Source organism: Spirosoma daeguense (genome assembly GCF_054776875.1).
The window spans coordinates 106,762-127,137 of record NZ_BAAHBF010000010.1; the positions used below are offsets into that span (position 1 = coordinate 106,762).

15 protein-coding genes are annotated in these 20,376 nt (G+C 46.3%); 11 read left to right on the plus strand and 4 right to left on the minus strand.

The genetic code is table 11. The features are described 5' to 3' along the window. Nucleotides 1–28: 28 nt before the first annotated feature. Entirely contained in the window at nucleotides 29–1,393 is a 1,365-nt protein-coding gene (locus tag ACYVD4_RS28030; protein WP_460951280.1) for a sensor histidine kinase, read from the plus strand. A gap of 414 nt (nucleotides 1,394–1,807) precedes the next feature. Here the strand turns inward: ACYVD4_RS28030 and ACYVD4_RS28035 are convergent, their stop codons facing one another. After that, entirely contained in the window at nucleotides 1,808–3,223 is a 1,416-nt protein-coding gene (locus tag ACYVD4_RS28035) for a chloride channel protein (RefSeq protein ID WP_460951282.1), read from the minus strand. Nucleotides 3,224–3,381: 158 nt separating this feature from the next. Here ACYVD4_RS28035 and ACYVD4_RS28040 point away from each other — a divergent pair, with 158 nt between their 5' ends. The 6 genes from ACYVD4_RS28040 to ACYVD4_RS28065 all read left to right on the plus strand — a co-directional run bounded on the left by ACYVD4_RS28040 (nucleotide 3,382) and on the right by ACYVD4_RS28065 (nucleotide 12,571). Continuing rightward, a complete protein-coding gene (locus ACYVD4_RS28040) occupies nucleotides 3,382–4,299 on the plus strand; it encodes a hypothetical protein (protein WP_460951284.1) in 918 nt (305 codons plus the stop codon). A 29-nt stretch (nucleotides 4,300–4,328) separates the two neighbouring features. Next, on the plus strand, nucleotides 4,329–4,559 hold the full coding sequence (locus tag ACYVD4_RS28045; RefSeq protein WP_460951286.1) for a copper chaperone: 231 nt from the start codon (nucleotides 4,329–4,331) through the stop codon (nucleotides 4,557–4,559). A 143-nt stretch (nucleotides 4,560–4,702) separates the two neighbouring features. Next, nucleotides 4,703–6,418, plus strand: coding sequence for a tetratricopeptide repeat protein (locus ACYVD4_RS28050; RefSeq protein WP_460951288.1), 1,716 nt, complete (start codon nucleotides 4,703–4,705; stop codon nucleotides 6,416–6,418). A 236-nt stretch (nucleotides 6,419–6,654) separates the two neighbouring features. After that, nucleotides 6,655–7,788: an efflux RND transporter periplasmic adaptor subunit gene (locus ACYVD4_RS28055; RefSeq protein WP_460951290.1), complete on the plus strand. Its 1,134-nt coding sequence runs from the start codon at nucleotides 6,655–6,657 to the stop codon at nucleotides 7,786–7,788. Nucleotides 7,789–7,908: 120 nt separating this feature from the next. Then, the gene (locus ACYVD4_RS28060; RefSeq protein WP_460951292.1) at nucleotides 7,909–11,139 is read left to right on the plus strand and encodes an efflux RND transporter permease subunit; all 3,231 of its coding nucleotides are present in this window, start codon (nucleotides 7,909–7,911) and stop codon (nucleotides 11,137–11,139) included. Continuing rightward, on the plus strand, nucleotides 11,117–12,571 hold the full coding sequence (locus ACYVD4_RS28065) for a TolC family protein (RefSeq protein ID WP_460951294.1): 1,455 nt from the start codon (nucleotides 11,117–11,119) through the stop codon (nucleotides 12,569–12,571). The genes ACYVD4_RS28060 and ACYVD4_RS28065 overlap by 23 nt, the downstream gene beginning before the upstream one ends. Before the next feature lie 308 nt (nucleotides 12,572–12,879). Here the strand turns inward: ACYVD4_RS28065 and ACYVD4_RS28070 are convergent, their stop codons facing one another. Beyond that, a complete protein-coding gene (locus tag ACYVD4_RS28070) occupies nucleotides 12,880–13,314 on the minus strand; it encodes a response regulator (protein ID WP_460951296.1) in 435 nt (144 codons plus the stop codon). A 1,361-nt stretch (nucleotides 13,315–14,675) separates the two neighbouring features. Between ACYVD4_RS28070 and ACYVD4_RS28075 the strand changes: the two genes are divergently transcribed. The 4 genes from ACYVD4_RS28075 (at nucleotide 14,676) to ACYVD4_RS28090 (ending at nucleotide 18,941) form a co-directional block, all read left to right on the plus strand. After that, complete coding sequence (locus ACYVD4_RS28075) at nucleotides 14,676–15,650, plus strand: AAA family ATPase (protein ID WP_460951298.1); 975 nt, start codon at nucleotides 14,676–14,678, stop codon at nucleotides 15,648–15,650. A gap of 65 nt (nucleotides 15,651–15,715) precedes the next feature. After that, nucleotides 15,716–16,786 (plus strand): hypothetical protein, encoded by a 1,071-nt coding sequence (locus ACYVD4_RS28080; RefSeq protein WP_460951300.1) that lies wholly within the window; start codon nucleotides 15,716–15,718, stop codon nucleotides 16,784–16,786. Next, nucleotides 16,783–17,601: a tetratricopeptide repeat protein gene (locus ACYVD4_RS28085; RefSeq protein ID WP_460951302.1), complete on the plus strand. Its 819-nt coding sequence runs from the start codon at nucleotides 16,783–16,785 to the stop codon at nucleotides 17,599–17,601. Before ACYVD4_RS28080 ends, ACYVD4_RS28085 begins: the two co-directional genes overlap by 4 nt. Further along, the gene (locus tag ACYVD4_RS28090; RefSeq protein ID WP_460951629.1) at nucleotides 17,598–18,941 is read left to right on the plus strand and encodes a DUF58 domain-containing protein; all 1,344 of its coding nucleotides are present in this window, start codon (nucleotides 17,598–17,600) and stop codon (nucleotides 18,939–18,941) included. The genes ACYVD4_RS28085 and ACYVD4_RS28090 overlap by 4 nt, the downstream gene beginning before the upstream one ends. A 20-nt stretch (nucleotides 18,942–18,961) precedes the next feature. On the opposite strand, the gene ACYVD4_RS28095 is transcribed toward ACYVD4_RS28090, so the two are convergent. Both ACYVD4_RS28095 and cydB read right to left on the minus strand, forming a co-directional pair. Next, complete coding sequence (locus ACYVD4_RS28095) at nucleotides 18,962–19,183, minus strand: hypothetical protein (protein ID WP_460951304.1); 222 nt, start codon at nucleotides 19,181–19,183, stop codon at nucleotides 18,962–18,964. A gap of 83 nt (nucleotides 19,184–19,266) precedes the next feature. Further along, the gene (gene cydB / locus ACYVD4_RS28100; RefSeq protein WP_460951306.1) at nucleotides 19,267–20,367 is read right to left on the minus strand and encodes a cytochrome d ubiquinol oxidase subunit II; all 1,101 of its coding nucleotides are present in this window, start codon (nucleotides 20,365–20,367) and stop codon (nucleotides 19,267–19,269) included. Nucleotides 20,368–20,376: the final 9 nt, after the last annotated feature.

Below are 20,376 nucleotides of genomic sequence, written 5' to 3' on the forward strand. Positions count from 1 at the left end.
AGCCCTGCTACTCCCTGCCAATTTCACCATGACTATTCGCAAACGGTTGACCTTACGCTTTACGGGCCTGGTATCCAGCATTCTGCTGCTGGCGTTTGTTAGTATTTATACGTTCTGCTGGTATTTTATCTCGTCCGATTTTTACCGACGATTAGATCGAAAAGCGAATACAATTGGGGATATGCTCATTCGGCACCGACTGGATGCAAAACTAGTTCAGCAACTGAGTCAGATTCGGAAAGACCAGCTACCCAACCAGAAAATCATTGTTTATGATAATCGGAACAGAATTATTATCCACACCAATGAACGGTTGCCTCTGACGATTTCGGAATCGATGCTTACAAGTATTCGAAAAAAGAAACGTCGGGATTTCCAGCAGAATGGATATTACCTGTCAGGAGTTCGGTTCATGACTGCATCGGGGCAGCTTGTCGTTATTGCCAGTGCCGAGAATACGTATGGGGATGAATTTTTAAGACGGCTGTTTTGGGCATTAACGGGACTTTTTTTTCTGATTGCTGGGATCACCGCTTTATCAGGCTGGTTCTTTTCCGGCGATGCCCTGCGACCGATGCAGCAGATTGATCGAATTGTAAATGCTATTTTCCCGAACAATCAGAAAGAGCGCTTACAGATCGACAGTGATAACGATGAAATCAGCCGATTATCAGCAACGATCAACCGATTATTAGATCGGGTGGCCGAGTCGTTCCGATTGCAGCGAATGTTTGTCGCCAACGTATCACACGAGCTAAAAAATCCACTTACACAGATCAGTTCGCAACTGGAAGTCAGCCTGTTAAATCAGCGCAATCCTGAAGCGTATCGGCAAACGATACGTTCTGTGCTGGACGATGTTGGCGAACTAACCATCCTTACACATGAACTGTTGCAGCTCTCAAAAGTGAATCAGGATGGAGCCACCAGCCTGCTCACCGATGCGGTCCGTATGGACGAGATTATATGGGATATTCGTCAGCAGGTCATGAGCCTGAACCCTCAGTATGACGTAAAGGTAACTTTAGGCGAATTACCCGATGAACCGGATCAATTGACAGTACAAGGTAATAAAACGTTGCTGGAAACAGCGCTGAAAAACCTGACGGAAAATGCCTGTAAGTTTTCGGATAATGGTCAGGCGCTGCTGCACATTAATTTCGATCAGAACGTAGTACGTATTCAGATACAGAACACAGGCCGCCCGATTCCTTCGGATGATCTGCCGTATATTTTTGAGCCTTTCTACCGAAGTCGCCAGACCGATAATATTCAGGGGTATGGTGTAGGGTTATCGCTAGTTGAGCGTATTATCCGTTTGCATGGCGGTCGGATTGGCGTTACATCGATGGCGGGCCAACCAACGGTTTTTGCCATTGAGCTTCCTCTCTAGCCCACATTCTCTAAGCAGATTCTAAGGAATTTATCAGCGAATCTTAAGGCTGGATCAGCACATTTGATTTTCCTTTAACACCGTAATGGCCACTACGTAACAGATTTCTTATGCTTATATATTCAGAACGCAAATTCTGGATAGACTACAGGCTTAACGTACTCATATCATGTCAATTATCAATGAAAACTCACTATTACCATATACTCCTTTTTTTCCGCCAGGGCCTGTTCCAAAACAAACCCAAAATGAGGATAAGAAGCTATTTGGCAAAGAACCACCCCAAAAACCAGATTGGCTAATGATATTCATGACAGTCTTATTTATGCTAACATTATTGCTTCTCTGGATTGTCGACGTACCGGGCTTAGTAAAACGATAGAAAGTAAACACTACGTCAGTAGGAACAAGCCATTAGTCCATTCCCTTCGGCTCTATAGGTTGATCTTTCTTCACAACAGCAGGAGCCGCCTGCGTCATGGCCTCCCGGACAAAACCAGCTTTTAAGTGCTCGTAAAACGAAGCTGGATCAATTAGCGATGCTGCCCCTTGCGCCATAAGCCCGCCCAGCAATAACTGAAATATTGCCGAATGTCTGTCTGTCATTTCCAGTACTAGAATGGCTGCGGTAAATGGCGAACGTACCACACCTGTCAGAAAACTGACCATACTCACCAGTATAATCAAATTGGTATCACTCGGTGCTACGTTGGTCAGCCGGGCGATTGCATCGCCCAATATGGCACCGGCACTGAGCGACGTAGCAAACACCCCCCCCGCACCGCCACTACTGTAGCTGAGCGCCATACCGGCAAAACGAACTGGAAAAAGATACCACGGTGTCAGATGATCGTTCTGAAACAACAACCGATTAATGATCGGCTTACCCGTTCCGATGGCATCGGCACCAATCCAGAAGGCGAGGCCGGCCAGTAACAGGCCACAGCCGACAACCCAGCCAACCTGCTCCGGCCAGCTACGAAGCCGTTGGCGACGGGCGTTGATCCATAATAACGTTTTTGCAAATAAAGCTCCCGCCAGACCGCAAAAAATGGCTACCAATACCACAATGCCCAATACCCAGCCCGTTGTAACAACCACTTTCGGAAAGCCTAAATACAGGTAAGGCCCCTGAATAGCCTGTGCCGTCATTCCGGCAATGATAACCGCAGTAAAAACAGCCGTTCGGAAGCGGGTTATGTGCGTTTGGGTGAGTTCTTCCACAACGAAAACAATTCCGCCCAGCGGTGTATTGAACGCAGCGGCTAAACCAGCCGCACCACCCGTAACCAGCGCAATCTGGCGCGACAGTTTCGGCCACCCAGACGGCTGTAATCGATTGATAGCCCGAAAAATAGCGGCTGAAATCTGAATCGTCGGTCCCTCCCGACCAATTACCCCTCCGCCCATCAGCAGAACGACGCTGCTAAGTATTTTAACAATGGCCACGCGCAGACTGAGTAAATAAGCCGTCCGTCCGTGCAGAGTCGGGGTCGATAGTTCAATACCTGCCATCACCTGCGGAATACCACTTCCCCGTGCTGCGGGAGCCAGCATCCGCACCGCTAACCAGGCCAGCACGAACGCTACGGGTATTATAATAAACGCCAGTAAGGGTTCATTACTAAACCAGGCAAAGCTCAGATGTTCAGCCCAGACAAATAATTCTTCGTAACCGACGGCTGTTAAACCAACCAGTAAAGACGCAATCCAGAAAGGTAAACTTTGCAGGATAATTCGACGGACACGATCGGTATAGAATCGGCGAAAAACATGCTGGTCGAGCCAGGCGAGCACACGGGCATACCGGGAAAACGTAGGAAACTGCATTCGAACTTGATATACCTTTTTATACGTAACGCAGATTGTTGCCGGTTGATTTAGGTAGCCTACCGATCTAAGCAAATTCTAAGGAGTCTTTAATTCGTCTATAACGACTCAGTATCAGCTTTGTCATATTCCTTCACGTACTACAAACCAAAGAACTTATGGAAACAACGGAACGTAATCATACAAATCTGGTATGGACACTGGCTACGCTGATTATACTGGGTCTGGTATGGGGTATGTACTGGAAAAATGACCGTATGCATTCCAGTCGTTACGACCAGATTGAGCAACGTGCCGATTCCTTACTATCCGTAAAATTTCTGCTCGAAGGCGATAACCGCGAATTAAAACGACAGCTGGAAACAATGGTTGATGATAACGCGTATCTGGACAAACGTATCAACAAATTACATGAACAGATAGGGCAGCGCGAACGTAGCGAAATAGCGTTGCGGCACAACCGGATACAACAGACACGTAGCATTCGGAGTCTGAACGATAGCCTTAGCCAACTGAAACTAATTCGCGACAGTCTGGAGAATCAGATGGCGGCCATGCATGACAAATTAAACTGGCAGATTCGGTCAAACGCGTTACTGATCAGCCAGAAAAAAGAGCTGGAACAAAAGCAGAAAGTATTGAACGCCCGTTTAGTGGCTACAGCACCCCATTCTGCCATCACAGGCGATGCCTTTCGGGTTGCCGTAAGTAAGGCGAACAAAAAAGTTACGGCAAAAGCAAAAAAAGCAAAGACATTAACGGTCTCGCTCAACGTACCAAACTCTTTTTCGATTGAGGGAAAACAGGAAGTCTACCTGAGCCTAACCGATATGCAACGGAATCCGATGCTACCTGTACTGCGCAATAAAACCGTTACGTTACCTAACATAAACGAGCATATTCCGGTGCATGCCGAGCAGCAAGTAAATTTTGACCGAAACCCGCAACGTCTTTCGTTTAGTCTTACACCAGATGTGACCTTAAAATCGGGAACATATCGGGCGTCGATTTTCACAAAAGATATGTATCTGGGGTCGGTCGAATTTCAATTGAGGGATAGTTTCTGGTTCTTTTAGTTAAGTCATCAAACAAACTCAACCCATGTATGGAAACGCTTCACTTCCAAACGAACATCAATACCAGCGAGGACGTAGCAGTTGTTACGTTGCCGCTAAATAACATAGAGCAGATTGATGGCTGGAATATCGATACGGATTCGACCGATAAACTGTTGACCGTTCAAACCACTGACAATCGAATAACCGATCTGGTAGAAAAGGCTCTTCGAAATGTCGGTTTCGCAGCCCAGAAGATTTCCAGAGATCAGATTTCTTAACTCAACCAGGCCGAGGTTTTGGGCTGTTTCTAAGCCAATTCTAAGCAATCTTTAAGCCCTTTCTTAATCCCGTACGGTAGCTTGCTGATGCTTCCCCAGAGAACGTATTTGACCGTCTGGCGGAGTCTAAACCAAAGCACAGCATGAAAACGCAACTCACCTGTTTATTGCTTTTGGGTCTGTCAGGCGCTACGTCGGCGCAAACACCAGCTCCCGATGCAGCTACGTTGATGAATCTGGGGCGTTTCGATGAAGCCAACAGAATGCTCACTCGAAACGCTCAGCAAAATCCATCCATACAAACGTATTTCGACGCTGGTTATGGCTACTTACGTTCGGGTAAACCCGATTCGGCCCGTAACTGGTTTTTTAAAGGTATTTCCCTCGACGAAAAGCGGTTTCCACTCAACCAGACCGGTTCGGCGCTTACCTATCTCGTGCAAAACGACACGGCTAACGCAGGCCCCAAACTCGATGAGGTTATTGACAAAAGTAAAGGCAAAAACGCGGAAATTCTGTTTCGGATTGGCGAAGCCTATACGGGTTATCTCACGCCCGGCAACGGTTCCATTAAACCAATCTATACGAAAGCGGTAGATGCCGCCAAAGCCATTGATTTCCTGAACCGGGCAGCCGACCGAGACAAGAAAAGTTCGGCTATTCAATTAGCATTGGGTGATGCATATTACCTGAACAAAGATGCTGGTACGGCCGTGTCGTGCTATGAAAGTGCCCTTGAGTTAGGTATGAATCCGTCGCGGGTGTATCAGCGAATTGGCGACATTTACTGGCAGGGACGTAATCTCAATCTGGCGGTCGAGAATTATAAAAAAGCGATTGAAGCCAATACCAGTTACGCTCCTGCTTACAACCAATTGGCTGAGCTGTATTTTCTAGTCAATCGCTATAAAGAGGCTGCCAATTACATTGATCAGTATGTGAACGTAGCGAAGGATAAACGGCAGGAAACGTTGCTACGTCAGGCCCAGTTTCACTTTCTGGCCAAAGACTACCAACGTACCGTTAACCTGATCGACAGCAACCGAACGGCGCTGGCACAGAATCCAATTGTATATCGTATCGAAGGTTGGGCGTACTCCTCGCTAAAGCAACCTCAGAAAGCAATTCAGAATATTACTACGTTTCTGGAAAAAGCACCCGATAAAGCCATGCCCGACGATTATAAATATCTGGGGAATGCATACTTAGGTATTGAGAACCCGGTCAGCGATTCGCTCAAAGCAGTTAATGATTCAATTGGCATAGGTTATCTGGCAAAAGCGGCTCCGTTCGATACTACGGAGAATTTGTACAGCGATATGGCTAAATACTATTACCGGGCCAAGAAACATCCTGAAGCGGTAGCTGCGCTTGATTCGGCCGCAAAACATGGCTTCAAAGCCGATGTACAGGATCTGTTCCGATACGGTATGAGCAATTACACCCTCGGTTTCCAGCGTGATAGTCTCGGAAAACTAGTTCGGGATACGGTTCGATTCGCCATGGCAGACTCCGCACTGGCATTAGCTCAGAAAACATCACCCGAATATGCACCAACGGTATTGTATCGGGCAAAAGCGAATTACTACGCCTATACACCCGAAGAAGCCGTACTCAAAGGCAAAGCGAAGCCCTATTTTGAACAGTTTACCAACATGGTAGCCGATAAGCCCGAAGAACAGAATCGGTATAAAAAGGATTTAGTTCTCGCTTTTAAGTACCTGATTTCGTATCACGAGATGGTTACCAAGGATGAAAATGCCCGAAAAGAATGGCTGACGAAAGGCCTGAATTTATTTCCTGATAACAAAGATCTGGCGAAAATTGCTGCCCCAGAAACGGATACCAGCAATCAATGATTACTTTTTGCATAGTTGAACAATGCCCACCAGAACGCTACCTGAGCTAGATCTTGGGTAGCGTTTTTTCTTAAGCCATTTTTTAGATGAATTGCAGCGACTCTAAGCAAATTCTAAGCGCATTTTAAGCCTCCCTTTAATTGCCATTATCTTCTTGCAATAGAATCAGCAAGGCTATCTACCAGCCTGATCGACACTTACTAACTAGTTCAATTTCAGAAGATCAACGACAATATATGCAATACTATCTGAGCATAGTAACGCTCCTGATTGGCTCAATAATAACAGGTTGTTCGGACCCACAGGAGAAAAAAACGGAAAAGAAGCCGTCGCTTCCGGTTATTCAATTGACACGTCAAGATGCAACCCTGGATCATGATTATACCAGCAGTCTGGAAGCAGTACAAAATGTTGAAATACGTGCTCGGGTTGCTGGTTATCTCGATAAGATTTTAGTTGATGAAGGTCAATCTGTTCACAAAGGCCAGCTCCTATTTCAGCTCAACCCAACCGAATATCAGGTAGAGATCGACCGGGCTCAGTCAGTGCTGGAAAGTGCAATGGCGGAGGAGCAATCCGCCGAAGTAGAAATGGATCGGGTAAAATTACTGGTCGATAAAAACGTAATCTCTCCGTCCGAACTGAAGCTGGCCAAATCAAAAATAGCCACGGCCCGTTCGGCAATTAATGGAGCAAAAGCCGCTCTGAAAAAAGCTCAGTTTCACGAATCGCTGACCAGCATCCGGGCTCCGTTTGACGGCGTTATCAATCGATTGCCATTCAAACGCGGAAGCCTGATTGAAGAAGGGGCCTTACTAACCGCCATTTCCGACATTCGACAGATGTATGCTTATTTCAACGTATCGGAGAAAGAGTACCTTGCTTTTATCAAAAAACGACGCGACCCCGAAAAAACGATTGTCCGCGAAGTAGACTTGTTGCTGGCCGATGATTCGGCATACCCTTATAAAGGGAAAATCGAAACTACCGAAACCGAATTCGAAGATAACTCCGGCACAATTGCTTTTCGGGCCACCTTCCCGAATCCAAAACGCCTGCTACGTCATGGCGCTACTGGTAAAGTTCGACTCACTACGGACGTAGACGATGCCGTATTGGTACCCCAGAAAGCTGTTTTTGAAGTGCAGGACAAAAACTTCGTCTATGTGGTAGACGCCAATAATAAAGTGAAGGCAAGAAGTTTCGTACCCCGTAGCCGCGTCGATCAATTATATGTTGTTCAATCGGGGCTTGAGCCCGGCGACCGAATTGTATACGAAGGAATTCAGAGCCTCCGAGACGGCATGACTATCGTACCCAAGCCTTTACCTGCCAAAAACGTACAAGCCCTGTACGCATCAGCTCAGTAATATAATGGATGATAAAAATGCAGCAGACGTAGTCAACGTATCAACTCCTGACTACCAGTCAAATACGGCATAATCATTCTGCATTTTTCATTACCCATTCTACTTTTTTTATCCTCGACTATGCTCAATACCTTCATAAAAAGGCCATTGCTGTCTACGGCCATTTCTGTTCTGATAGTCTTGCTAGGCATACTGGCACTGACAGGTCTGCCGGTTACGCAGTTTCCTGAAATTGTGCCGCCTTCAGTTACAGTAACCACCCGCTATACTGGTGCCAGCGCCGACGTATGCGTTAAAGCGGTAGCGACTCCACTCGAACGGGCGATCAATGGCGTACCCAACATGACCTATATGACGTCGATGTCGGGCAATGATGGAACAACGCTTATTACTGTATTCTTTAAAGTTGGTACTGATCCTGATCTGGCGGCTGTGAACGTACAGAACCGCGTAACAACCGTGATGGACCAATTGCCGGAAGAGGTCATTAAAGCGGGTGTGGTGACAGAAAAGGAAGTAAACAGTATGCTTCTGTATCTCAACATCGTGAGCAACGATTCGAAAGTTGATGAGAAGTTCATCTACAACTTTGCCGACATCAACGTACTGGCCGAACTGAAACGGATCGACGGTGTAGGTTTTGCCGCTATCATGGGCAGTCGTGATTATTCCATGCGTGTCTGGCTCAAACCTGACCGGATGACGGCCTATGATATTTCGCCCGATGAAGTTGTTGCCGGGATTCGGAAACAGAACGTAGAAGCAGCTCCCGGGAAAGCGGGCGAAAGTGCCGACAGTGCCCCCCAGACACTGCAATACGTACTACGTTATACGGGTAAATTCTTCGAACCGGCCCAGTACGAGAATCTTATCCTTCGTACAAACCCTGATGGATCATTGCTACGTCTTAAAGATATTGCCGATGTTGAATTCGGGTCTCAGAATTACGGTATTCTTTCCAAAAACGATGGTCGACCGTCGGCGGCTATCATGCTCAAACAGCGGCCCGGTTCCAATGCCAGCGATGTTATCGCTGCCGTTAAAACGCGAATGGAGGAGCTGAAAGAAACCTCGTTTCCGTCAGGCATGACGTATAACTACGCCTACGACGTATCACGCTTTCTCGACGCATCAATTCATGAAGTGGTTCGTACGTTGATCGAAGCTTTTGTGCTGGTTTTTATCATCGTGTTTTTGTTTTTACAGGACTGGCGCTCTACGTTGATTTGTGCGCTGGCTGTACCAGTAGCCCTGATTGGTACGTTCGCTTTCATGAGTTCGATCGGTTTTTCAATTAATCTGCTAACGCTGTTTGCACTGGTGCTGGCTATCGGTATTGTGGTCGATAACGCTATTGTGGTAGTGGAAGCCGTTCATGCCAAGATGGAAGAGCCGGGTGCCAACGGCCCCTTATCGCCACGCGCTGCTACGTTTGCGGCTATGGGAGAAATTGCCGGAGCTATTGTTGCTATTACGTTGGTAATGTCGGCGGTGTTTGTTCCCGTAGCGTTTTTATCGGGTCCGGTTGGAATTTTTTACCGACAATTCTCCCTTACGCTGGCCATTGCCATTGTGATTTCGGGCATCAACGCACTCACGCTAACCCCCGCTTTATGCGCCATTCTGCTTCGGCCTGTTCATGGAGAGAAAAAGGGACTTTTGGGTCGATTCTTTGCCCAATTTAACCGGGGATATGAATCGCTGGCAAGGAAATACCAATCGCTGCTACGTCGGATTGTTGACCGGGGCGTTGTTACGTGGGGATTGCTATTGCTGTTCATTCTAGGAACCTGGGGCGTCAGTACCATTCTGCCGGGCGGTTTCATACCGACAGAAGATCAGGGGATGATTTATGTGAACGTAACCGCCCCGGCGGGAGCAACCGTAGACAGAACCGAGAAAGTACTGGACGCTATCGAAACGATTGCTTCTCAGCAGGAAGCCGTTGAGAACGTATCGACACTGGCCGGATATAGTCTTTTAACCGATGGCGCAGGGGCTTCTTACGGAATGGCGATGATTAATCTTAAGCACTGGGATGAACGGAACGTATCGGTGCAGGAGTTGATTGCTACGTTGGAGGAAAAAACGCAGGGTATTTCCGATGCCACAATTCAGTTCTTTCCACCGCCTACCGTACCGGGTTTTGGTAATTCCAGCGGATTTGAATTGCGTTTGCTTGACAAAAATCGTAGTGGCGACCTGACTCAAACAGCCAAAGCTGCACAGAGTTTTATTGCGGCCTTGAAGAAACGTCCTGAAATCGGCGATGCGTTTACCAGTTTCGATGCCAGCTTTCCGCAATATATGCTGCATGTCGATCAGGAGAAGGCGTCTCAGAAAGGGGTTTCTATCGACAATGCGATGAGTACGCTTCAAACGATGATGGGTAGTTTTTATGCATCCAACTTTATTCGTTTCGGGCAAATGTACAAGGTTATGGTTCAGGCCGCACCCGTGTATCGAACCAAGCCTGAGGACGTACTGAATATGCGCGTCAAGAATGATCAGGGCGAAATGGTTCCTTATTCAAATTTCGTTCGACTGGAACGCGTTTACGGACCTGAGCAGCTTACCCGCTATAATATGTATACCTCGGCAATGATCAATGGCGATGCCGCACCGGGCTACAGTAGCGGTGATGCCATACGGGCCATCGAAGAAGTAGCTTCTAAAGAACTGCCCAAAGGTTTCGGCTTCGAATGGTCGGGAATGTCGCGGGAGGAAGTGATGTCGGGCGATCAGGCGCTGTATATTTTTGCCATCTGTCTGGTGTTTGTATACATCCTGTTGATGGCTCAGTACGAAAGTGTATTCTTGCCACTATCCGTTCTTTTATCACTACCAACGGGTGTATTCGGCTCGTTCGCCTTTCTGCAACTGACTGGATTACAGAATAATATTTATGCGCAGGTGGCACTGGTCATGCTGATTGGGTTGTTGGGTAAAAATGCCATTCTGATTGTCGAGTTTGCCAACCAGCGGCATAAAGAAGGTTTATCGATTGTCGACGCAGCGGTAGAAGGAGCCGTTTCGCGGTTACGTCCGATTCTGATGACCTCCTTTGCATTCATTGCGGGCCTTATTCCACTCTGTATGGCGTCGGGCGCTGGCGAACTGGGCAACCGTTCTATCGGTACGGCAGCGGCTGGCGGCATGTTTACCGGTACGTTGTTCGGTCTTATAATCATACCGGGGCTCTTTGTCTTCTTTGCCAAAATTGCTCAGCGTTTCAGTTCGAACTCGCACACCAACGATGAGTCACCCGATTCTCATTCGTCAAAAGCCGATGGTCATTCGGTCAGTCAATCCACTCAACCACACGTCAATGGCACCATTGTTCATTCATAAATCGATTCGAATCAGTTGTTATTTTCTCTTTGGTTTAGGTCTGCTGAGCAGTTGTCAGTTGCCCAAATCCCTGATTCTGCCAAAAGCCAAACCGATTCCTGTTACGTTTGCAGGCCAGCGCGATTCAACAGGTATTGCCAGCCAGAACTGGCGAACATTTTTTTCTGACCCAAATCTGGCTCAGCTCATCGATACAGCACTGGCGGGTAATCTGGATTTACGTATCGCTACCCAACGTATTGAGACCGCTCGGGCTGCTTTTGAGTACAGTCGTGGTTTCCTCGCTCCGCAGGTTAACGCGGTTGCTTCGGCAGGTGGAGATCGATACGGTAAATACTCTATGAATGGCGTAGGAAATTTTGACACGAACCTATCTGAGAACATTCGAGGAAATGAGCGCATTCCAAACCCAACACCCGACTACTTTCTGGGTGCTCGCAGTACATGGGAGGTTGACATTTGGGGAAAACTTCGTAATCGAAAGAAAGCGGCTTATTTACGATTGCTGGCTTCCGAAAAAGGGCGTCATGCTGTAATTACGGCATTGGTCGCGGAGATAGCACGCTATTACTACACCCTGCTTGGCCTTGATGGCGAACTGGAAATCATTCAAAAAAACATTGAGCTGCAACAGAATGCGTTGGGGTTAGTCGGTATTCAGAAACAAGCCGGGCGAGTAACTGAGTTGGCCGTTCAGCAATTTACCGCTCAACTGTTGAATACCCGAAGTCGGCAGGGACGCGTACGGCAGCAAATAATTGAAGCTGAGAATCAGTTGAACAGGCTACTGGGTCGGTACCCACAGCCAATTGTTCGAGGAAAATCATTGCAGGAGCGTGAACTGCCGAGTCAGGTACTAACCGGTCTACCGGCTCAGATGCTTGTCCGCCGGCCCGATATACAGCAGGCCGAACTCGAATTACAGGCGGCCCATGTTGATGTTGACGTAGCGCGCGCGGAGTTTCTACCCAGTCTGAACCTGAATGCCTATCTTGGATTGAATGCGTTTCGGACGGCTGTATTGTTTAACCCGGCTTCAATAGCGGCCGGTCTGTTGGGTGGCCTATCGGCACCGATCATAAACCGACGTTTTCTGAAAGGAAACTACCGCCAATCAGAAGCACAGGCTATGGAATCGTTATATCGCTATCGACAAACCATCCTAACGGGTTTCAGTGAGGTAACAACCAATCTGCGAGGTGTAGAAAATTACTATAACGTAGCGGATTTACAGGCGCAGGAGGTCGATGTACTCGAAAAAGCGGTTAATACGTCGAACGACCTTTTCGCCAACGGTTACGCATCCTATCTCGAAGTGATCACCGCACAACGTAGCGTACTGGAAGCAGAACTTGCCCTGATAAACACCAAACAGCAACAGTTTTTTGCCTTCACAGATTTATATCGGGCGCTGGGTGGCGGGTGGCAATAAATTGGACTACTACACTAACTGGTTGCCAGAACTAATGCCCTACCTTTTGTTTTTTTAAAAGACTCATTCTCGACGATATGGCATACTCACCCCAACCAAACAGACTACGCTAACAACAGGCCGATGATCTACTAGCGACCCAGAATCTACTTAGAGTGACTATGGATACCTCCAAGGATATAATTCAGGTCTTTCAAGCGGTTTGTAATAAACTGGGGGAACCTACAACCTTTTATTGGACAAAGTGCGGAGAAAAATTGTCTGAAAACAGGTAAGAGACCCTCCGCCCGCAGACAACTTTATTGAGTTTATGACTCTTTTTTTGGCAATAGAGTTGTGTTATACCAATACTGCTTTAACGTATTAACATACGTTCTCCATTCCACGAGTTCTTCTGGTTTGCGCGTGTACGCAGCAGCACCAGCTTGGTAGGAACGCCGAACGTAATTCTTTTGTAAACAATGCGATAACATGACAATAGGTATCTTCCTGTTGACCCGTGCCTGTAATAGGGGAATCAATTCAATGCCATCGAGAGCATCCCGTAAATCAATATCTAGTAAGATTAAACTAGGCTGGCAATTCCGTGGATCATCTAGAAAATAAAGGGCTTCTAAAGCCGTTGAAACGCTGATAAACGTAGCTTCCACAAACTCTCGTCTACCAACCAAACTCAACAGATCGCTGACGGATGAATCATCATCTACCACTAATACATCAAAAGGCCTATCCTGAGTTTGCATTAGTTTAGTTGGTAGCAGTGTAAATTGAATCTCAACAAATGTAAAAAAATTGTTATAGGTTATACTATCTCTGGTCAGAATCAGCCAATTATTTAAGTGAAGGGTGTGCATTTTTGAAAAGTGGTTTTAAATGCATCTAAACTGCCCAACTCCCGCTGATTGGAAAAATTATCGTACATGATTAATTGAAGCGTGCAACTGGCCATCATCAGGTAAGCACTGACCCGATCCAAGCATTTATAAGGCCACAAAGTATGGCCATTCAGAACGGTAAGCTCTTTAAGGAGCGTAAAGTTTGGCGGAGGGCTTCCGATGGTGACAGGTGATACGACCAGATCAAGAACCAGCCGTAATACTCACTTTTCGCCCAAGAGGCATCGGTGTCAATTCTGGAATGAGGCACTACCTTGAGAAGCATGTGTTTTTGTGCCAGATGCCTCCCAGTTCCCAAAACACGCTTTTATCGGCAAAGCTGTAATCGAAGGTATAGTACTGTAATTGCTGGCACTGTTGAGCGACAGCGGGCATTAACTGCTGAATCAAAGCAGTCAGAGCCAGAAAACGCCTACGGATGGTTTTACGGAGCTTGTTGCCAACCCAGCAAGCTATAATTGGCTTTAGCCCATCGGTGCATAGCGGCAAAAGGATGAATACGTTTGAGAAGCATAAAAAATAGCAGGAATGACATACTCGGATGGGTTTGAGGCTTCCCTCGTTTATTCTCTGCTCCCCTGTCACTGTATTGATGTCTGCATCTTTACAGTGGGAAGCCAAACTAATGGAACAAACCTGAAAACAACGGTAGCTGCAATACTTGATGCGACCATGATTACGTTCATAATCCGACTGATCAGACGCACACAAACTTCACTGTATAAGGCTACGCAGTACTTACCCTCTAACGCAAACCAACGTTTCAGCTCATCATTGAGCATTAGGTCGGGCCACTCAAAAAGGACGACGTTCACCTTAGCTAGTAGTATAGAAAGCTGAGCTTGGGAAATGGCCTGTTGATACGCCCTTTGCGTAGCCTTACAAAGGATTTTAAAGTGGTTAACAAATGTCGGTGCAAACAGACGAGTTTACTGTCTCGGCCACAATACAAAGCTATCACTAACCTATTGATGAACAGTGCAATGGAATGTATTTCATTTCGATTGTCGCACCTATACAGATTGGGTATCTGTTCAAGTCGTTGAAAAAATATCGTAGTTTTAACCGAGTAAGGGGGGTAGTCATGATTTTGCAATCTAAGCCACCACAAAAGTAGGACTAACTACTCCTTGCCCGTTTTATAAGAAAGCCCTGTTTCTTTGGATTGAAAAGCATAGTCAAGCTGCTATCCTTTAACTTTAACTTCAATGACTCCATTTGATTCCCGCTTAGACCTTAGTCCGATTAAATCAGCTATCGATGCAATTCGGGCTGAAGTTGGTAAAGTGATTGTTGGTCAACATCAGGTTGTTGATTTGCTACTAACAGCGTTACTGGCCGATGGGCACGTATTGATTGAGGGCGTTCCTGGCGTTGCTAAAACATTAACGGCTAAGTTGCTGGCAAAAACCATGTCGGTAGGCTTTAGCCGGATACAGTTTACACCCGACCTGATGCCTTCTGATGTACTGGGTACGTCTATTTTTCAGCCCAAAACTGGTGATTTCGTTTTTCGGCCAGGCCCAATTTTCTCAAACCTCATTCTGATAGACGAAATCAACCGGGCTCCCGCCAAAACACAGGCAGCTTTATTTGAAGTGATGGAAGAACGGCAGGTGACGAATGATGGTACTACGTATCATCTTGATGAGCCGTTTATGGTATTGGCTACGCAAAACCCGATTGAGCAGGAAGGAACGTATCGACTTCCAGAAGCTCAATTAGATCGGTTTCTATTTAAAATCGTAGTTGGCTATCCAGCCGCAATGGAAGAGGTAGATATACTACGTGGTCATCACCAGCGTAGAAATTTATCGGATGCGCTCGAAGCCATAAACGCTGTTCTTACAGCCGAACAATTGACTACGTTACGTGCTCAGGTGCATCAGGTACACGTAGAAGATAAACTTTTCGACTATATCGCTCAGATTGTTCAGGCCACCCGTGCCAATAAATCGCTTTATCTCGGTGCTTCGCCCCGTGCATCAGTAGCATTGCTCAACAGTGCTAAAGCACTTGCTACGTTACATGGCCGCGATTTTATTACGCCAGAGGATGTTCAGGAACTTGCGCCCTCTGTGCTACGTCATCGTATTCTTCTGACTCCCGAACGAGAAATGGAAGGCGGTACGGCCGACGAGGTAGTGGCCCAACTAGTGAAGAAAATAGAAGTGCCACGTTAATGATGAAGAATGAACGGCATAACGTAAGTAATGAACGAAAGAGCAAGACGAAGGCTTTTTTGTCCATGATTCATTGTACCTTTTTCATTCTATATGTTCCATTGCTTTTTGGACAAACACCCGATCGCAATCAATTAATTGGGAAATGGATTGGTGTGCACACAGAGTGGGATTTAGATCTTTCCTGTCCGTTACCTATATATCTTCAACTAGATGCCGACGGTACGTATCAATTCGGCATGATTGAAGGCTCAGCCCCCAAATTATCGGCTACCTGGGATAAACAGGGTGATTCTATTCGGCTTGATACGATCCGTTATACGCCGGGTGTAATTAGTCTGCAACAGAACATTCTACGCATCGGAAAAAATTACCCGATGGTTTTTCGTCGATTCGATGACTTTCCCCTTGATTCAGCTCAGACTTATAAAACTCTTAGTGGACGCGTATGGCAGTCGGATAGTCTGACTCTTTATCTTTTTCCAGATGGCAAACTAGCAATGGAAAATACAGTGACCAAGCAGCGAACGGCACACTTCTGGAGGCTGGCCCAGCTAGAGAAGTCGGTTTTTCTGGTCATTCGGGGTAATCAATATACTGGAGAAGGCAACTGTAAATACATAAGGCAATTACGAAACATTTCACCGACATCGTTGCAGTTTATCGGCAGCAATGGACAGGTGGTAACTGTTGAAAACTTTCGATTCCTCCGCTCGCTCAATAAAGCCGATACGTGTAGGCCAAGTGGTTTCCAGGTCTGTAGCAACTGTTATCGCCAAAGCTGGTACGAAACCAATCGATTGGCCGGAAGCCAGCGTTACGACCTCATTCAATTGTTCAGAAAACAGTATCAACCTCTTTATCAACAAGGAGAATCTGGTTTAGTACGTGTTCAGTTTGAAGTCAATTGTAAAGGTGCAAAAGGGGCATTTCTGCTAAAAGGATTTGGCGAAGATTATTGTCCCAGAACATTTGACAAGCGCGTGCTGAATCAAATATTGGCCATTTGCCGGGATTACGTAGCAACAGATGCGATGCTTCTAGAATCGCATCGTCAGGACGATGCACCGTCCGACGTTGCCGTGTCGCTTACATTTCGCCTTAAAAATGGCCAGATAACTGAAATACTGCCATGAGAAAATTCTGGTTTTTATGGCTATTGCTCCCTATATCGGGATTCTGCCAGACAGATGAACAGCGTCTGAAATCATATGCCAATTTGCTGATTACCAACCAAAAGGTTAATAATCAGTTTTACTACGACGACATCCGTGAGAGAAAGCGTCTCGATACGTTGTCGGCTTCATCTGAAAATTATAGGCTGCGTATGCTCAATTACTTATGGCGCAAGGAGTATGAACAAGCCGAACAATGGATGGAGAAAACAACTGGACTTTATCCTAAACAACATGGCTTGGTTGGCGAATTATATCTGTTACACTTACGCGATTATCCGCGTGCCTTAGTGCATTTCGATACTTATGATGCATTGACACCAAACTTCGACGATATAGTTGGCTATAATCCGGTTAGCTATATGAAAGGGTTAACCTACCGCGCCATGGGAAACCATCAGAAAGCCCTTGAACAGTTCAGTATAGGCATCGATTCATTAACTCATAAACATGGAGCCGAGTGGGTTAATTATAAACATTACGTTAGTCGGGCGGTCAGTTATATCGCAACTCAACAGCCTGAAAAAGCGTTGACAGACTTGGAAAAAGCGGCTAAAAATTTCAGTCGGTCGGCCCTTGTGCAATACCACCGAGGGCGTGCGTTACTGCAGCTTAACCGAACCGATGAAGCGCGTTCGGCTTTTCAGGATGCATCGTTTTTTTTCAAAGCGTTACGTGCCGAACGAACAAGTGATTACCAGGAAGACGATTTCAACTCACTTTATGAGCCCGAAATTGATGACGCCCTTGCCAACCTAAAAACGCAACGCCCCTGATGTTCTTCCGTCCGCTTTTCGTTGCTCTACGTTTGTGGTTCGCCTTAATTGGTATTACGCTACTATTTATTGCGGCTTACGCATTTCCGATTCTGTTGCCACTGGCAAAGATTGTTTTCGTGATTTTCCTCCTGCTGATCGGACTAGATGGCTGGCTTCTGTTTCGGCAGAGAACCGCTTTTTTTGCCCGTCGCGAATTACCTGAACGACTATCAAATGGCGATCAGAATCCGTTGACTATCTACCTCGAAAATCGGTATAATTTTCGGGCCGACGTAGAAGTAATTGACGAAATTCCGTTCCAGTTTCAACGGCGCGATGTGCTGTTTCGGGCTCGCCTGAACCCGAGCGAAACCCAGGCAATACGTTACGAGCTTCGCCCAACCCGTCGGGGAGAATACAGCTTTGGTGCCGTAAATGTATTTGTTCTGACACCATTAGGCTTACTAAAACGTCGGTATCAATTCGAGAAAGGCAAAATGGCCGCCGTTTATCCATCGTTTTTGCAAATGCGTCAATACGAACTCTTAGCAGCCACAAATCGTCTGAATGAGATTGGCGTCAAACGTATCCGACGTATCGGGCACAGCATGGAATTCGAACAGGTTCGCCCCTACTCTACCGGCGATGACGTTCGAACGATAAACTGGAAAGCCACATCCCGACGTAGCGTTCAAAGTACTACGTTGATGATCAATGCGTATCAGGATGAGCGTTCGCAACCTATTTACTGCCTGATTGACAAAGGTCGCGTAATGAGGTCGCCGTTTGAAGGGTTAACACTTCTCGATTATGCGATTAATGCCAGTTTGGTTCTGAGCAACATAGCATTACTAAAACAGGATCGCGCCGGTATTTTAACCTTTTCCAATCATATAGGTCAATTGCTCCCGGCCGATCGTCGGTCGGGTCAGATGCTTAAAATTCTGGAATTGCTTTATCGGCAGAAAACCCGCTTTCTGGAAACGGATTACGAAAGTTTGTATGCCAGCGTGCGTACCCACGTTCGCCAACGCAGTCTGCTTTTGTTGTTCACTAATTTTGAGACTGTTAGCGGTATGCAGCGCCAGCTTCCTTATCTCCGCCGATTAGCTAAAGACCATCTGTTGCTGGTCATTTTTTTCGAAAATACCGAGTTAACTACTCTGCTTAACGACCCTGCTGCCGATACGGAAGAAATTTATCTAAAGACTATTGGCGAAAAATTTTCGTATGAGAAAAAACAGATTGTGAAAGAGTTAGGCCAATACGGAATTCAGACCATTTTAACCGCTCCGAAAAATCTTACCGCCAATACCGTAAATAAATACCTGGAGCTAAAAGCACGCGGAATGATTTAATTGGCGGTTGTTGCTACGTATCAATTATCGCCAAGACCACCTTTAACAGATTCATAGTCAGACTTTAACCGCCCCATTTCTTTAGCCAGAAACGTTTGGAGCTGCCGGTTGAAATCGTCTTTTTCGTCGTCGGGCAATGATGTATATAAATCTTTCAGTTCCTGATTGATAGCGGCCCGTTCTGCATCATTGGCAGCGTTGATAGAGCGATAATGATACTTGCGAAAATCGTACTGTGGCATTTTTATTCGTATTCAGATAATATGGTAAAGATACAGCACTATTTATAAAGCAGAAATATACTTCTGCTTGTTTGGTAAAGCACTTAATAGCTATGCTCTTCCAGTTTAACTTTTCCGCGAAAGGTCCAGAAAACAAAGACCGTATACGTACCAACCAGCGGCATTCCGATGAAAGCGAAAAGCAACATGGTACGTAATGACGAATCGGAAGAAGCCGCTTCATAAATGCTAATGTGCCCGCGTGGATCAACCGTCGAAAGTACCAGATTGGGGTATAAGCCCATCGCAAACAGAATCAGTAACAGTGCAGTGGTAATGGATGATGAGATAAAGCCGCGTCGATATTGTCGTTTCTCGATGCTACGTCGGATGTTGAGTACAATAAGCACAGCCGCCATCGGCAACACGAATAACTCAGGGTGATTCTTGAAAATGGCTGTCATGTGAGGTACGTAAATCAACGTAGCGTTCGAGGCTGCCAGAAAGCACAGGATGAAGAATTTGCTGGTGTTGTTGGCAATAATGGTCAGTTTCGCGTAGAGCCGATCTTCGGTTTTCATCAGCAGATACATCGCACCATGCATCATAAAAAGTGATAGCACCGTAACGGCGATCAGCCCGGCATAGGGGTTGAAAAAGTCCTTTAATTCGCCAACAAATTCGTGGTTGGCGTTTAGCCGAATGCCCTGAATGAGATTACCCAGTATCAAGCCCAACAAAAGCGAAATACAAACGCTGGACACGGCATAGCTCACATCCCAAAGTTGCCGCCACCAGGCCATCTGTTCTTTACTTCGAAACTCAATTGAGATTGCTCGAAAAATAATAGCGACCAGAAACAGGATAAACGGCAGGTAGAATACCGATAGAATAGTGCCATAAACCATTGGAAAAGCCGCAAACAAAGCTCCGGCTCCAATTACCAGCCAGACTTCATTCCCATCCCAAACGGGGCCGATGGCATTGAGCGCAATACGTCGGCTTTCTTCTTTTCGAAAAAAGAGATGTAACGCACCCGCCCCTAAATCAAACCCATCCAGAATTCCGTAGCCGCTAATAAGCGCGCCAATTAGTAGAAACCACCAGGTAGGTAAATCAAGACCAAGAAAGGTATCCATAAGCAGAAAGGCGAAAGAGTGAAAGAATGAAAGAGCGAAAGCCATACGGTCAATTCGCTCTTTCATTCTTTCACT